Below are 14,544 nucleotides of genomic sequence, written 5' to 3' on the forward strand. Positions count from 1 at the left end.
AACGAAGTAACGTCGATAACGATACAATGTAATGGGATTCGAAGAGTGGCTTGATGTTTTGTTGAATCATACAAATCAATTCCATAAAACTGTAGGGTCGAGCGCATGGGAGTTTCTTATGCCTCGACCCTACAATATTTAATCGTTGATTTTCCAGTGTCCGAATCGTTTGCTGCCGACGCGCTCTACGCGACCAGTCTCACGAAGCTGTTTTACTTCACGTTCAATTGTCCTTTTTGCTACGTTTAGTCTTTCTGCTATTTCAGCCATTGTTATTTGGGGATTATCTATGATCAACTCCAGAATCCTATCCGCTATACCGACATCCAAACCGACATTTAAACCGCCATCATGTCGGTTTGGAGATTTTGGATGAGCAATAAGTGCACTTTGGAGTGCCTTGAAATGTACTCGAAGTCCATTTCCTCGTAATTCATAAAATGGAAGGTCTGCCCCCAGCTCCTTGCAGGCCTCGCAGATTTTTTCGATACCGCGTCCCCAATGTTCAATGTATCCAGCACGGTAGAATACGTTTGCAATATCTGGATTGTAGGGGATGGAATCATGAGGCTCCATCAGGGTCTCAACCGTCCATCCATCTGGAAGAATGCACTGATTGCTTATGATAAACGACTCATTCTCAATGCGAATCTGAACGGGAGTCCCAAACATATAACAGGTGTGGGCAATTGCGTTATATACTGCCTCACGGATGGCAGCTCTTGCATAAGGGTATGTTTCCACCCGACGATCATGTATATATGACACGTTAGCTTTCAGATACTTCAGATAAATCAGATCGATTACTTGATCTGCATTCTTTATCAACGAACTTTCAAGATCATCATGATATTGCAGATCCGCTCCATCTCCAAACTTAGCGATCTTTATATAACTACCATTTTGTACAACACTGGGGTCGTGGTAAAAGAGCAACACTGCTGATCTTTTTAGTTTGCCGTTGGATATCAGATGCAACTTGCTTAAAAGTTCTGCGTTAGAAAGATCAAGATCCTCCTGAGCCATTCGTTTGCTTCTGAGGGCTTCTCTACGGAAAATTTTGAGGCTCTCCTCGTCGAGATCATCTACTGTAATGTCTTCGACTATTACATCCTCCCAACGAACGCCTGTCTTTCGCATAATGAACTGCGATAGTGCAATTCCTGTCAGTTGCTGCTTCGTAGCTCCGCTGCGATAATGGAATTCTCCATGATAGCTGATAGGGAAAGTGCTAGGCTCTACTTTGATTTCGAGATATTCCACACCATCTTTTGTGTGTTTGTTGACATCCGCAACGATTCCAAGACCGGATTGGATTTTATTCGGAATATCCTCCAGCAGTCTTTGGATGTTCTTTACACCGACAATACTTCCGGAGTCATTCACTCCGATGTACATCGTGCCGCCCTGTGCATTGGCAAAACCACAGAGCCATTTCAGATACTCGTCCCGCCAAGACTCTTTATATTCTACATTCTGAGTTTCGGACATTCGTCATTTCCTCCAAAGTATATTGTTTCTCTCTGATCTCGTGTAGCTTGCTAATGATAAGGGAGATCGCGTCAGATGTAAGGGGAATAAAGACGCTGTTTATGGAGACATCAATCTAGTATCTCCCTTTTACTCTATATAATACAATATATTATACCATAGAATCCTCGCCCTATTAAGAAAGTAGCTATGTCCAAGGACATTATTTTACATTAAAATAAGATTAAAAACTTTACAATATACAATATCCATACTGAGAGATCTAAGAAGGACTTTAAATGTCAAAAAAAGATAAAGACAGGTGGGAAACAGAGATATGGTAGTCATCATCATTTTTTGAAAAAATTGCACAAAATTGCTTGAAATTTGCTTGTTTGTGCAATATAATGTTGATATATCAATCACACAGGTCAGAAATACCATAGGAGGTGCAAAATCATGCAAGAAGAATACACCCGTGTCAAGCCTGTGGATAAGGAGCGAATGTCCAAGTATCTCGAGGCTGCTAAGGGACCGGGGCGGACGATGAAGCAATTTGCAGAGGAATGCGGTGTAAACCCATCTACATTTTCACGCATAGTAAATAAAAAGCTTGGAGGTGCCAGTACCGAGACTGTTATTCGCTCGATCTTTGAGCATAGAGATCGCACAAGTGGAATCACGCTTGAAATGCTTATGGATGCAAACGGTTTTGCTTCAGCAGAGGAGGTGCGGCTGTTTGCCGAAAAATGTACTGGTGCAATTACAGAACTTACGAGCATGGCTCATAAAGTCTTGGAACATGACCCTAATAAAATTGAACAATTTGAAGACATGCTTATACGCAAACAGACAGCATCAAGAAGTGTCATGAAGGAGCTGATGCGAAGAGCTCCTGATACTATTTTTTCGCCTCTACATCGTGTCAGAGTTTCAAAAACAAGGGTGATTTCTCTACAATTTTTGTATAGAAATGAAATCATTGGGGGCAATGGGCAATGGGGATTTGAGTTTTTGCAGACGTCATCCTCTGAGCGTATTATTCGTCGCTTTGGGGTAAATACAGATGATGCTGATAGTGATGAAATAGTTAAGCAACGAAGAAAATTTGAAAATGGGCGGCGCTTCTATGAAAACTTTACGCGTCGTTATGCAGCACTTACTTACTTCAAATCCGATGAAGTACCACAGAGAATATCTTATGTCGTTGATAATTCAGAGGCTTATGAAGACATTTTAGAGGACTTTGGTGAGCAGAAATTTCAAGGCTATGTTTCGTTACTTCTTGTGGATTTAAAGGAAGAAAAGGTAACCAATGAATTTGTCTTCCCACGTCAAGATGGAGGGAGTACAGAAAAATTTTTTTCTGCTCCATTTCCTTCGGATTTAGATGATGACGTGAACAATTTAGTGGATATTGATGAGATTCCATTTTAAGTAAAAGGAGTGGTAGTGTGCTTCAAAAAGGCAGTAAAATTCAAGTATCAGAGAGCGAGGCAATGGAACGGCTCAAATGTCCCGTTTGTGGGAAAAGAGCAGCAGACATCGATGCCAATGGTAATGTGAATTTGGCCCTCAAGTGCCCCAACTGTCATAATATCGTGAAACTCAACTATTCAGGACAACGTACATTATCGAGGCGACGGGTAGTCTGAACATAACACCAACATACCGAGCAATGGAGCCGCTATGAGCTACCGAATGGCCGGATGATGGTAAAGCGAGAGCTTTATCGTCATCCGGCCTTTTTGTGTTCATGGAAATATTTCTAAAAAGTTCGGCCACCACGACTAAATGTGTCCAGTGGGATATTAAGAGGAAGATCTTCCTCTGCTGAAAATATCCAAAATAGTTTCTTCAGAAGTGGTGACCAAAACGGCTCGAACTGTCCGCTTTCTGTTGAGGGGAGTAACTTCTTCGGTAAGTAGTGAGAGGAGATGATGAAAACAAGAAAATCAAGTTTCCCTAGGTAAGTCAATCTGTTGTCCAAGATGGCCATAGGACGGCGGGATGCGAATAGGGGTTCTGACAGCATACGAGCTTGTCAGTATCTCTATGCTCCCACCGTGCTTCTTTATGCCCATTTTTGGAGTGAAGCCCGTGTGTAGTTTTGCATCCTGCCGTTCGGCAAGAACGAAAGGAACGCAAAACTATGAAAATCCAGCTTAACGGTATCATCAAAGACTACTCCGCGCAGGAGGTCAAGGAACTCCTGCAGCAGGGACATCGTTTTCAGCACAGTAAGAAGCTGGGCGTGTATGTCCCCGTCCCGATTCAGATCCACGAAAACGGAAGAATCCGGGATACGGGCATGGATGAACTCGTCCGGCGGAAGACTGCCGGAGAAAAGTTCTTCAAGGCGTCGGGGCGGGCAATTTATGCACCTGTCGATGCTAATCAATACTCCGTCGTCATGCGCCCAATCTGGCGGGAGGATAAGCGGGAAAAGCGTGAGCAACACTGTATCTATGAAGGAAAGCCCTGCTGCGCCAACCGCAGCTGTGATGGATGCTCACATCCCGTGTATCGGACAATCTCTTTAGAACGTGCGGTGGAGGTCAATGACCCGGCACTTCCCGTCCATGAGGATGTCGCCGACACCACAGTCCGCGAGGAGCGTAATCGCAGGCTGTACGAGGCTCTCGCCAAACTCGATCCCATCGACCATGAAATTCTTATCCGCAGGGCGGCGGGACAGTCTGAACGCGAGATTGCTGGTGCTGTCGGCTTCAAATCCAAAGAAAGTGTTCGTAAGCGTATGAAGAAATTCATGCCCAGACTGCAAGAGCAGATTGAGGATATTTTGTAAAATCTGGTGACCAGACTGCGGGCAGGTGTCCTCTTCTTTATAGGAAGGTGAAGATGCCCGCAGTTAATCGAAAGGAAGTGATACCTATGCGGGAACAGAATGAAGTCACAGCAGAGCTTGTGGCGACATTGCGCCGGCTCGTCGATGTCCTTGAGGAAATCGTACAGAGTTCTCAAGGCGAGGAGCAACCGAAGGTCTCGGAATCGGAGGAAGCCTCACCAACACTTGAGGAGGTACGCGCCGTACTTGCGAAACTCTCTGTCGAAGGACACAGTGCCGCAGTCAAGTCACTGATTGCCAAATACGGTGCGGCAAAACTCAGCGAGCTTGCGCCGGAACATTATGTGGCACTCCTGAAGGAGGCTGAGCGCATTGGCACGTAAACACGCCATCCTCTCCGCATCCTCTGCCGCACGATGGATTGCTTGTCCGCCATCGGCGCGGCTCAATGCGGAGCAATCCGATACGCCAAGCGAGTACGCCGCTCAAGGGACAGACGCGCATACGCTCTGTGAGTACAAACTCCGTAAGGCACTTGGTGAGCGGGTGCGCGATCCGACCAAGAAGCTGTCTTCCTATGACAGTGAGATGGAAGAGTGTGCAGAATTCTATGCACAGTTCGTTATGGGGCTTGTGGCGCAGTTCCGCGAGGAGTCGAAGGATACGATGGTGTCGGTGGAGCAGCGCGTCGATTTCTCGGCGTTCGTGCCGGATGGCTTCGGTACAGCCGACACTCTCATCATCTCCGGCAAGACCGTCTGCATTGTGGACTACAAACACGGCAAAGGCATCGAGGTCAGTGCCGACCATAATCCGCAGATGATGTGCTACGCACTCGGGTGCATCCAGATGTTCGACGGTCTGTACGACATCGACTGTGTGCGGATGGTGATCTTCCAACCTCGTCTCGCCAACATCTCGGAGTTCAGCATCTCGAAAGCTGACCTTCTGGCATGGGCGCAAGACACGCTTGTACCTGCGGCAAAGCTGGCACACGCAGGAGAGGGCACGTTTTGTGCGGGGGCGCACTGTCAGTTCTGCAAGGTCAAGGCAACGTGCCGCAAGCGGGCAGAGCACAATCTGGAACTTGCGCGGTATGACTTTGAGATGCCGCCAACACTGGAAGACTCCGAGGTGGAAGCGGTGCTTGCAAAAGCGGACACGCTCGCCGCATGGGTCAGCGACATCAAGGAGTACGCCTTGCAGCGGGCAATCCAAGGCAAGCAGTGGACAGGCTGGAAGCTGGTCGAGGGTCGCTCCAATCGGAAATACACCGACGAGGCGGCGGTCGCCAAAACAGTCAAAGAAGCGGGCTATGAGCCATATGAGCAGAAACTGCTCGGGATTACGGCAATGACCAGTCTGCTCGGAAAAAATAAGTTTGAGGAACTGCTCGGAGGCTTCATCGTAAAACCGCAGGGGAAACCAACCCTCGCTCCCATGAGCGACAAGCGGCCTGCGATGAATACCGCAGCAGAAGATTTTGAAGAAAGTTGAGGAAAACACATCATGGCAAAAGTTATCAATCCGACAAAAGTGATCACGGGTGTCAAGACACGTTGGAGCTATGCCAACGTCTGGCAGGCAAAGTCCATCAACGGCGGTACGCCGAAGTTCAGCGTGTCGCTCATCATCCCGAAGAGCGACACCAAGACGGTCACGGAAGTGAAGAACGCCATTCAGGCGGCATACGATGAGGGGCAGAGCAAACTCAAGGGGAGCAGCAAGTCCGTGCCCGCACTCTCGGCGATCAAGAACCCGCTCCGTGACGGAGACATGGAACGTCCGGACGATGCTGCGTACAAGGACAGCTACTTCATCAATGCGAACTCGGCCACAGCTCCCGGTATCGTGGATGCCGCCCGCAATCCGATCATCGAACATTCGGAGGTCTACTCCGGCGTTTACGGACGCGCAAGCATCAACTTCTACGCATTCAACTCGAACGGCAACAAGGGCATCGCTTGCGGGCTGAACAACCTGCAGAAGATTTCTGACGGTGAGCCGCTCGGCGGCAAGACTCGCGCCGAGGATGACTTCGCCGATGAGGACGAGGACTTTCTCAGCTAAATAAGAGTTGACCGACACGGGCAGCGGGGATTCTTCCTCGCTGCCTTTGTCACGGAAGGAGAACATACATGAAGTCCATTTCTATCGATCTTGAAACTCGGAGCAGTGTGGATATTGGGAAAAGCGGCGTATATCGTTACACCGTGGCAGAGGATTTCGCGATCCTGCTCTTTGGATATTCCGTGGACGGAGGCGCGGTGCAGGTCATTGACCTCGTGCGTGGTGAGCGGATTCCGCAGGAAATTCTGGATGCGCTGACGGATGATAGCGTCATCAAGTGGGCATTCAACGCCAACTTTGAGCGTGTGTGCTTGTCGCGATACTTGTCGGACTTTGGGATGCTTCACACTACCGAGCGCGCTTGTTTCCTCAGTCCCCACAGCTGGCGATGCACGATGGTCTGGTCTGCCTACATGGGACTTCCGCTCTCACTTGCCGCCGTCGGACGGGTGTTGGGATTGGAAGAGCAGAAAATGAACGAGGGCAAGGCACTCATCCGCTATTTTTCAACGCCTCCGTTCCACGAACCCACGGGAGCGAAGTGGGAACTCTTCAAGTCTTACAATCGCCGTGATGTCGAAGTGGAGATGGCGATTCAGCAGCGTCTCTTCAAATATCCTGTTCCGCAGTCGGTGTGGGAGGAGTATGTATTAGACCAAGAAATCAATGACCGTGGGATACGTCTGGATATGCCGTTCGTGGAGAATGCTGTCCAGATTGACGCGCTCACCAAGGAAAAACTGACGGGTAGGCTGAAAGCTCTGACCGGGCTTGAGAATCCGAACAGTGTGCTGCAGATGAAGGCATGGCTCAAGGAGCAGGGAGTTGCAGCCGAGTCGCTTGACAAGAAGTCTGTGATGGCTTTGCTCACAACTGTCCAGTCTCCTATCTCCGATGTATTGATGCTTCGGCAGCAGCTTGCAAAGTCTTCGGTGAAGAAATATCAGGCGATGCAGAATACCGTTTGTTCGGATGGACGTGCGCGGGGAATGTTCCAGTTCTATGGCGCGAACCGTACCGGGCGTTGGTGTCTTACTGGTGACCACGAGGTATTAACAAAAGAGGGATGGATACGCTTAGACAAGTGGAATGGCAGTCATATTGCGGTTTGGAACGCAAATAATGAGATGGTTTCATTCCAGTCGGCAAAGGCTCTATGTTTCGAATACAGTGGGAAAATGTATACATATCGTGATACCCGTATCGACCAATGTAGCACTCCGGATCACAAAATGCGTGTGCAGCGTCGCTATGGCTCTGCGTGGGAAGATATGACGGTTGAGGAAATGTCAAAGTGCCGTCCTGCCATTCCCTTCTATGGTTATCGCTATCATCGTGGTTGCGCAAATCCAACTTGGCTTCGTGTTTTGATTATGACGCAAGCAGATGGATTCTATACATCCGATGGAAGCGTCAGATTCAACTTCAAGAAAGAGCGAAAAATTGCTCGTTGCAAAATGCTGCTCCGCAGGGCTGAAATTATGTTTGCCGTACATACATATAAGGACGTCACGAATATCACCATCCCGGCAAGGAATGTTCCTTTATGGCTGCGTCAGTTCAGAACGAAGACTTTCGGATTCTGGCTTCTTGATGAGAATCCCGACATATTTTTTGACGAATTGCCGCACTGGGATGGTCACTGCCCAGCACCGAACAGCATTCAATACAGTACTTGCAATAAGCAGAATGCTGATATTGTTCAAGCTTTGGCACATATGAGCGGCAGGGCTGCAGTGATAAAACTTAAACACCGTAATCTTGAAAAGCACCCCAACTGGAATCAGGCATATGTAGTAGATATTTGGCTAACGCCTAAGAATTGCCACGAAATAAGGATCAAGCCTGAAGTATCTGATTTCAGTGGATCGGTGTATTGTGCCGAAACACCAACAGGATATTTTCTCGTGAGGAGAAATGGAAAAGTTTGGATTACAGGAAACAGTGGACGCCACATTCAATTACAAAATCTTCCTCAGAACCATCTCGCCGACCTTGAGTGCGCCCGTGACCTCGTACGGCAGGGAAATTATGAAGCACTGGAAATGCTCTATGGCTCCGTGCCGGATGTGCTTTCTCAGCTTATCCGTACAGCCTTTATCCCAAAGGCGGGCAGGAAATTCATCGTTGCGGACTTTGCTGCCATCGAGGCACGGGTGCTGTCATGGCTTGCCAAGGAACGATGGCGCATGGATGTTTTCGAGGGCGACGGAGACATCTACTGTGCCACAGCAGGTAGGATGTTTCATTGTAATGTGGTGAAACACGGCGAGAACGGGCATCTTCGGCAAAAAGGGAAACAGGCAGAACTGGCGTGTATCGCTGAGGGACAGCTTGTCCTTACGAATGAAGGACTTGTCCCTATTGAGTGCGTTCGCATGGAGCATTTGCTCTGGGACGGAGAAAGCTGGGTTAGCCATGATGGTGTCATTTTTAAGGGTGAACGGGAGGTAATTACCTATGAAGGTCTTACAGCAACCCCAGATCATCTCGTCTGGGTCGAGGGGAAAGCGCAGCCGATACAGTTTGGAGATGCTGCCTCCTGCGGCGCACATCTCGTACAAACAGGGACGGCAATTCGGCTAGGTGAGAATCATCAGCGTACGGCTCGACTTTATGACATCCGAAATGCCGGAAAGCATCATCGTTTTACCGTATCGGGGAAATTAGTCCACAACTGCGGCTACGGCGGATCCGTCGGTGCACTGAAAGCGTTCGGCGCATTGGAATCCGGGATGAAGGAAGAGGAGCTGAAGCCGCTCGTGGATGCTTGGCGTGCAACAAATCCGAACATCGTGGATTTCTGGTGGGCAGTCGACCGAGCCGCAAAGGACTGCATTAAGGAGCGCAGCACGAAGGTCACACATGGTATCCGGTTCATCTATCAGGGCAGCATGATGTTCATCGAACTACCGAGCGGACGCAGACTTGCCTATGTGAAGCCGCGCATTGGAGAGAATCAGTTTGGCGGCGAATCCATCACCTATATGGGACTCGATCTCTCAAAAAAGTGGACGCGGATTGAATCCTACGGACCGAAGCTCGTGGAAAACATCACACAGGCCATCAGCCGTGACATTCTCTGCTACGCCATGCAGACGCTGCGGTCGATGGATATTGTCGCTCATGTCCATGATGAACTCATCATCGAATGCGACGAGCGGGTTGATTTATCAGCTGTTTGTATGCAGATGGCGCGAACTCCGCCTTGGGCAGACGGCCTCCTGCTCTGCGCCGACGGTTTTGCGTGCAAATTCTATCAGAAAGACTAATTTCCATCCTCCTGCAAAAGCAGGAGGATTTTTGGTGACCAAAACCTCCCGGTTCGTCCTCTTACTGATGAGAGGAACTAATCAGTTTTCAAAGGGAGGAAATCTTATGTTCTATGTTAAGGAAAATATCAATGACTCTATGGAGGTCACGGTGGAAATCAATGACGAGAACGTCTTCTGCCATTGTCCGCGCTGTGGAGCGGAAGTGTCCGTCGATTTCAACGAGTTCTTCGGCGATACGGAGTTTGACCTCTTTGGTACGGCGATCTGCTGCACGGAGTGCAGCCGGAAGGTACGGTGCGAGAAATGATCGAGTTTAGAAACCATGAGGGCTACGCCGACCCAACGGCGCACGCCGCTCTGACAAAGGTATTTCGACAGAATCAGTTCGTCTACATCTGCTCACCCTATCGGGACAGCCCGCACGTCAACGTTATGCGGGCGCGGCAGTACTGCAAATTTGCAGTAAGTAGTGGGCGCATTCCGATTGCCCCGCATCTGTATTTTCCGCAGTTTCTGTCAGAGATTAAGGAGCGCGGGAAGGCAATGTCCATGAACCTCGAACTTTTGCGGCTGTGCGGCGAGGTCTGGGTGTTCGGCGAGAGAATTACTGAGGGCATGGAAGCGGAGATTGCCCATGCCGGGAGGCTGCAAAAGAACATCCGCTATTTCACAACCAAATGCGAGGAGGTATCAGGATGAGAGACTTGGCAATTGCCTATGGAAATAGCCGTCAGGCAAAGAATTGGGTGAATAAAACCATTCGGTACGAGGATTTGAAGGAGCGGATCAAGGTCACCATCCGCACAGCGGAATCTGCGGAAGAATACGCAAAGATGTCAAAGGCACAGAGAGATGCGGCAAAAGACCACGGCGGATTTGTCGGCGGTGTGCTGAAAGGCGGTCGCCGCAAGGTTGATGCCGTGGAACTGCGCTCGATGATCGCTCTGGACGGCGACCGTATTGACAAAGCGTTCCTTGATGCCTATGAAACGAATGCACCGTATACTTCATGCCTTTACACCACGCATTCCAGCACAGAGGAGAATCCTCGCGTAAGACTGGTATTCCCGCTGCTGCGGGATGTCACCTCAGAGGAGTTCGTGGCAGTATCCAGGTATCTGGCGCAGATGCTGGGCATCGACTTTTTCGATGAATGCTCCTATCAGCCGAATCAACTGATGTACTGGCCGTCATCTCCGCAGAACGGCGTATTCGTCTTCAAGGAAGTGGAAAAGGAATGGCTCGACCCGGATGCGATCCTGTCGGCGCACCCGGAATGGACGGATCCGACGAGGCTTCCCACATCCTCTCGTGAGAGCAAGGCGAATCAGGTTACGCAGCAAAAGGTGCAGGATCCTCTTGAAAAAGAAGGCACGGTCGGAATCTTCAACCGGGTATTCTTTCCCGTCACCCGTGCTCTTGAAACATTCCTTTCCGGCATATACGAGCCGACCGAGAGCGAAAGCCGCTGGCACCTCATCGCATCCGGCAGCATTGCGGGCGTGGAGATCAAGGATGAAAAGTTTGTCTATTCCCACCATGCGAAAGACCCGGCATATCTGAAACTCTGTAATGCCTTCGACATCGTCCGTATCCACAAGTTCGGTGATCTGGATGATAAGGCATCCTTCCGCGCCATGTGCGATTTTGCCATGCAGCAGGATGAGGTCAAAATCGTGGCGGCAAACGAGCGACTGAGTGAGGCAGAAAAAGACTTTGCGGAATCTGTCGATGACGAGTGGAAGAAACGTCTGCAGCGCAATAAGAACGGTGTACTGGAAAACAACCTCCACAATATCCGGCTCATAATGGAGAACGATCCGTACATGAAGAACATCGTGTTCAATCAGCTGGCGGACGGCATGGAGATTCGCGGCGCGGTTCCGTGGAAACATCCTGCGCGGTTCTGGCGGGATGCGGACGATGCACAGCTCATCTGCTATATTGACGCAAGCTACGGATCCTTTTCACAGAGAAATTATGACATTGCCGTGACCAAGGCCGCAGATGACCGCTCCTACCATCCGATCAAGGAGTATTTCGACGGTCTGCCGGTGTGGGACGAGATGCCGAGAGTGGACACCGTCCTGATTGATTATCTGGGGGCGCAGGACAACGCCTACGTCCGCGCTGTGACCAGAAAGGCACTTTGCGCGGCATATATGCGCATCTATCATCCCGGCATCAAATTCGACTACATCACGGTGCTCAACGGAAATCAGGGCATCGGGAAATCCACGCTGATCGCCAAACTTGGCATGGCGTGGTTCGCCGACAGCCTGACTCTTTCCGACATGAACGATAAGACGGCAGCGGAGAAGCTGCAGGGCTACTGGATTCACGAGATCGGTGAGATGGCAGGTATGCGTAAAGCAGAGCTTGAGAAGGTGAAGGCGTTTGTATCGAGGCAGGATGATAAGTACCGCGCCTCTTTCGGCAGACGGGTCACACCTCATCCGAGACAGTGCATCTTTTTCGGCACGACCAACAGCGAGAACGGGTATCTTCGCGACATTACGGGAAACCGCAGGTTCTGGAACGTCAAGGTTACGGGCGGCGGCAGAATGAAGCCTTGGGATCTTGACCAAGAGACGGTGGATCAAATCTGGGCGGAGGTCATCGTTCTTTCCAATGCCGGAGAGGAACTGTTTCTCGACCACACCTTGGAGGACTATGCCAGGAAGGAACAGTCCGAGGCGATGGAGCAGGATGACCGTGAAGGTCTTGTCGCACGTTATCTCGATATGCTTCTGCCGGAAACATGGGACACGATGGACGTGCATCAGAGAAGGGATTATGTGCAAGACCCGGACGGTCTCCTGAATGCCAAAGGAACGATGCGCCGAGAGACCGTTTCCAACATCGAGATATGGTGCGAATGCTTTGGCAAAGCGAAGGAGGACATCAAACCTGCGGACAGTTATGCCATATCTGCGATTATGGCAAGGCTTCCCGACTGGTCGCGTCCTGAAACGAGGCGGCGCATTCCGATATACGGTCTTCAGCGCCTTTATAAAAAGATGTGACAAGACGGTGTGACAAGGTGGTTCGTGTGACAACGGAGGTAAAAGTTGTCACACTTCTATCGCCGTGTTTCTTGGCAGTTATGACGATTTGTGACGGACAAGACAGTAAATTCTATATAAGAGAAAAACAGTAAATATATACCCATAAGGGGAAAACGCACACATATTCGCGCGTATAGGATTTTTAGTCACTGTCGTCACGGGGGAAAACGATGCGGGAAAAAGACATTGAGCAGGAACTTGCAGCACGAGTCAAAGCGATGGGAGGCATCGCACCAAAGTTTACCTCACCGGGATTTGATGGGATGCCTGACCGACTGGTGCTTCTGCCTCGCGGCAGAATGGGCTTTGTGGAACTAAAAGCACCGGGAAGAACACCGAGACCACTTCAGCTGGCACGGCACAGGCTGCTTCGGCAGCTTGGATTCAAGGTGTATGTGATTGACGAGATAAATCAAATTGACAGCGTATTGGAGGAAATCGACCATGAATGAACTTACGGTATTGGAACACAACAGCATTCGTGTCATGACCACGGATCAGCTTGCCGAGGCGTATGGATGCAGGGCAATTCATATCCAGCAGAATTTTAAGAACAACAGGGAGCGATTCGTTGAGGGGAAGCATTACTTCAAACTTGAAGGTGCTGATCTCAAGGCTTTCAAGGACTCACTCGAAAATATCGAGTCAGTTGTCGGGAGTCGCGCACCGTCTCTGATTCTTTGGACGAAACAAGGGGCGGCGCGCCACAGCAAGATGCTAGGAACCGAGCGGGCATGGGATGTTTTTGATGAGCTGGAAGAAAGCTACTTCAACCCTATGAGGAACATGACGCCCGAGGAATTTCTGCTATACAGTGCACAGCGAATGGTGGAGCAGGCAAAGGAAATCAAGGCGGCAAATGCCCGTATCGACAAGGTGGATGAACGGCTTCTCGATGTGGAGTCCAAGCAGATGACCATCGATGAGCACCACTACACCATCATCGGCTATGCCAACCTCACGGGAGTTCGTGGTGTGAGCCGGGATGCCGCCGCAAGACTCGGACGCAAAGCCTCGGCAATGTCCAGAAAGCAAGGCTACCATATCGGCAAGGAGTACGATGCAAAATATGGCTTGGTGAACACCTATCATGTGGATGTACTGCAGGAAGTTTTCAGGAGGTGATGCACTGTGAAGTTCATACCGCATGATTACCAGCAGTACGCCATCGACTTTATCGAAAGCCATCCGACTGCCGCCGTACTCCTGGATATGGGACTTGGGAAAACGGTGATTACTCTCACGGCCCTCAACGACCTGCTCTTTGACCATTTTGAGATTTCTCGCGTTCTCGTTATTGCACCGCTTCGTGTGGCGCGGAATACATGGCCGCAGGAGATCGGCAAGTGGGAGCATCTGAATCATATCCGCTATTCCGTTGCAGTCGGAACGGAGAAAGAGCGTCGGGATGCGCTTCGCAAGCAGACCTCCCTCTACATCATCAACCGCGAGAACGTGCCGTGGCTCGTGGAGAAAAACGACTTCACCTACGATGCCATCGTGATTGACGAACTCTCCTCGTTCAAGAATTGGAGCAGCAAACGGTTCAAGGCACTTATGAAGGTTCGCCCTCTGGCAAAGAGAGTCATCGGACTTACGGGAACGCCATCCGGCAACGGATTGATGGATCTCTTCGCGGAGTTCAAGGTACTGGACATGGGCGTGCGTCTGGGGCGGTTCATTACGAAGTATCGGCAGGATTACTTCAAGCCGGACAAGCGCAACGGACAGGTGGTGTTCTCCTACGCGCCACTTCCCGGAGCCGAGGAGCGGATCTACGAGAAGATTGCCGACATCACCATCTCCATGAAAGCCGCAGACCATCTGAGGATGCCGGAGCTGATCGAGAGCG

Annotated in this window: 13 protein-coding genes; 12 read left to right on the forward strand and 1 reads right to left on the reverse strand. The window is 50.1% G+C overall.

Going from position 1 to position 14,544, the window contains the following annotated elements; translation table 11 throughout:
- Nucleotides 1-138: 138 nt before the first annotated feature.
- Complete coding sequence (locus tag HMPREF1992_RS07925) at nt 139-1,491, reverse strand: RNA-binding domain-containing protein (protein WP_006696241.1); 1,353 nt, start codon at nt 1,489-1,491, stop codon at nt 139-141.
- Nucleotides 1,492-1,929: 438 nt separating this feature from the next.
- Between HMPREF1992_RS07925 and HMPREF1992_RS07930 the strand changes: the two genes are divergently transcribed.
- The 12 genes from HMPREF1992_RS07930 to HMPREF1992_RS07985 all read left to right on the forward strand — a co-directional run.
- Nucleotides 1,930-2,907 (forward strand): hypothetical protein, encoded by a 978-nt coding sequence (locus tag HMPREF1992_RS07930; protein ID WP_006306670.1) that lies wholly within the window; start codon nt 1,930-1,932, stop codon nt 2,905-2,907.
- Between the two features lie 715 nt (nt 2,908-3,622).
- Nucleotides 3,623-4,279 carry an RNA polymerase sigma factor gene (locus HMPREF1992_RS07935; RefSeq protein ID WP_006696239.1) on the forward strand — a complete coding sequence of 219 codons (657 nt, stop codon included), beginning with the start codon at nt 3,623-3,625 and terminating at the stop codon, nt 4,277-4,279.
- An 86-nt stretch (nt 4,280-4,365) separates the two neighbouring features.
- Complete coding sequence (locus HMPREF1992_RS07940; RefSeq protein WP_006696238.1) at nt 4,366-4,662, forward strand: hypothetical protein; 297 nt, start codon at nt 4,366-4,368, stop codon at nt 4,660-4,662.
- Entirely contained in the window at nt 4,652-5,776 is a 1,125-nt protein-coding gene (locus tag HMPREF1992_RS07945; protein ID WP_006696237.1) for a DUF2800 domain-containing protein, read from the forward strand. The genes HMPREF1992_RS07940 and HMPREF1992_RS07945 overlap by 11 nt, the downstream gene beginning before the upstream one ends.
- A gap of 12 nt (nt 5,777-5,788) precedes the next feature.
- A complete protein-coding gene (locus HMPREF1992_RS07950) occupies nt 5,789-6,349 on the forward strand; it encodes a DUF2815 family protein (RefSeq protein ID WP_006696236.1) in 561 nt (186 codons plus the stop codon).
- Between the two features lie 68 nt (nt 6,350-6,417).
- The gene (locus tag HMPREF1992_RS07955) at nt 6,418-9,621 is read left to right on the forward strand and encodes a DNA polymerase (RefSeq protein WP_021685375.1); all 3,204 of its coding nucleotides are present in this window, start codon (nt 6,418-6,420) and stop codon (nt 9,619-9,621) included.
- A gap of 106 nt (nt 9,622-9,727) precedes the next feature.
- Nucleotides 9,728-9,931, forward strand: coding sequence for a hypothetical protein (locus tag HMPREF1992_RS07960; RefSeq protein ID WP_037359190.1), 204 nt, complete (start codon nt 9,728-9,730; stop codon nt 9,929-9,931).
- Complete coding sequence (locus HMPREF1992_RS07965; protein ID WP_021685377.1) at nt 9,928-10,323, forward strand: DUF4406 domain-containing protein; 396 nt, start codon at nt 9,928-9,930, stop codon at nt 10,321-10,323. The genes HMPREF1992_RS07960 and HMPREF1992_RS07965 overlap by 4 nt, the downstream gene beginning before the upstream one ends.
- Complete coding sequence (locus tag HMPREF1992_RS07970; protein WP_021685378.1) at nt 10,320-12,650, forward strand: virulence-associated E family protein; 2,331 nt, start codon at nt 10,320-10,322, stop codon at nt 12,648-12,650. Before HMPREF1992_RS07965 ends, HMPREF1992_RS07970 begins: the two co-directional genes overlap by 4 nt.
- A 212-nt stretch (nt 12,651-12,862) precedes the next feature.
- On the forward strand, nt 12,863-13,144 hold the full coding sequence (locus tag HMPREF1992_RS07975) for a VRR-NUC domain-containing protein (protein ID WP_021685379.1): 282 nt from the start codon (nt 12,863-12,865) through the stop codon (nt 13,142-13,144).
- On the forward strand, nt 13,137-13,817 hold the full coding sequence (locus tag HMPREF1992_RS07980) for an ORF6N domain-containing protein (protein WP_021685380.1): 681 nt from the start codon (nt 13,137-13,139) through the stop codon (nt 13,815-13,817). Before HMPREF1992_RS07975 ends, HMPREF1992_RS07980 begins: the two co-directional genes overlap by 8 nt.
- A 6-nt stretch (nt 13,818-13,823) precedes the next feature.
- Nucleotides 13,824-14,544 (forward strand): SNF2-related protein (locus HMPREF1992_RS07985; RefSeq protein ID WP_021685381.1); only part of this gene is annotated, 721 nt, incomplete at its 3' end.

The organism is Selenomonas sp. oral taxon 892 str. F0426 (assembly GCF_000468035.1).
GTDB lineage: Bacteria > Bacillota > Negativicutes > Selenomonadales > Selenomonadaceae > Centipeda.

Bases quoted from the DNA above. Each gene is read 5' to 3' on its own strand.
- HMPREF1992_RS07930 (WP_006306670.1), top strand. From the start codon at position 1,930: ATGCAAGAAGAATACACCCGTGTCAAGCCTGTGGATAAGGAGCGAATG.
- HMPREF1992_RS07975 (WP_021685379.1), top strand. From the start codon at position 12,863: ATGCGGGAAAAAGACATTGAGCAGGAACTTGCAGCACGAGTCAAAGCG.
- HMPREF1992_RS07940 (WP_006696238.1), top strand. From the start codon at position 4,366: ATGCGGGAACAGAATGAAGTCACAGCAGAGCTTGTGGCGACATTGCGC.
- HMPREF1992_RS07965 (WP_021685377.1), top strand. From the start codon at position 9,928: ATGATCGAGTTTAGAAACCATGAGGGCTACGCCGACCCAACGGCGCAC.
- HMPREF1992_RS07950 (WP_006696236.1), top strand. From the start codon at position 5,789: ATGGCAAAAGTTATCAATCCGACAAAAGTGATCACGGGTGTCAAGACA.
- HMPREF1992_RS07955 (WP_021685375.1), top strand. From the start codon at position 6,418: ATGAAGTCCATTTCTATCGATCTTGAAACTCGGAGCAGTGTGGATATT.
- HMPREF1992_RS07960 (WP_037359190.1), top strand. From the start codon at position 9,728: ATGTTCTATGTTAAGGAAAATATCAATGACTCTATGGAGGTCACGGTG.
- HMPREF1992_RS07970 (WP_021685378.1), top strand. From the start codon at position 10,320: ATGAGAGACTTGGCAATTGCCTATGGAAATAGCCGTCAGGCAAAGAAT.
- HMPREF1992_RS07925 (WP_006696241.1), bottom strand. From the start codon at position 1,491: ATGTCCGAAACTCAGAATGTAGAATATAAAGAGTCTTGGCGGGACGAG.
- HMPREF1992_RS07935 (WP_006696239.1), top strand. From the start codon at position 3,623: ATGAAAATCCAGCTTAACGGTATCATCAAAGACTACTCCGCGCAGGAG.
- HMPREF1992_RS07980 (WP_021685380.1), top strand. From the start codon at position 13,137: ATGAATGAACTTACGGTATTGGAACACAACAGCATTCGTGTCATGACC.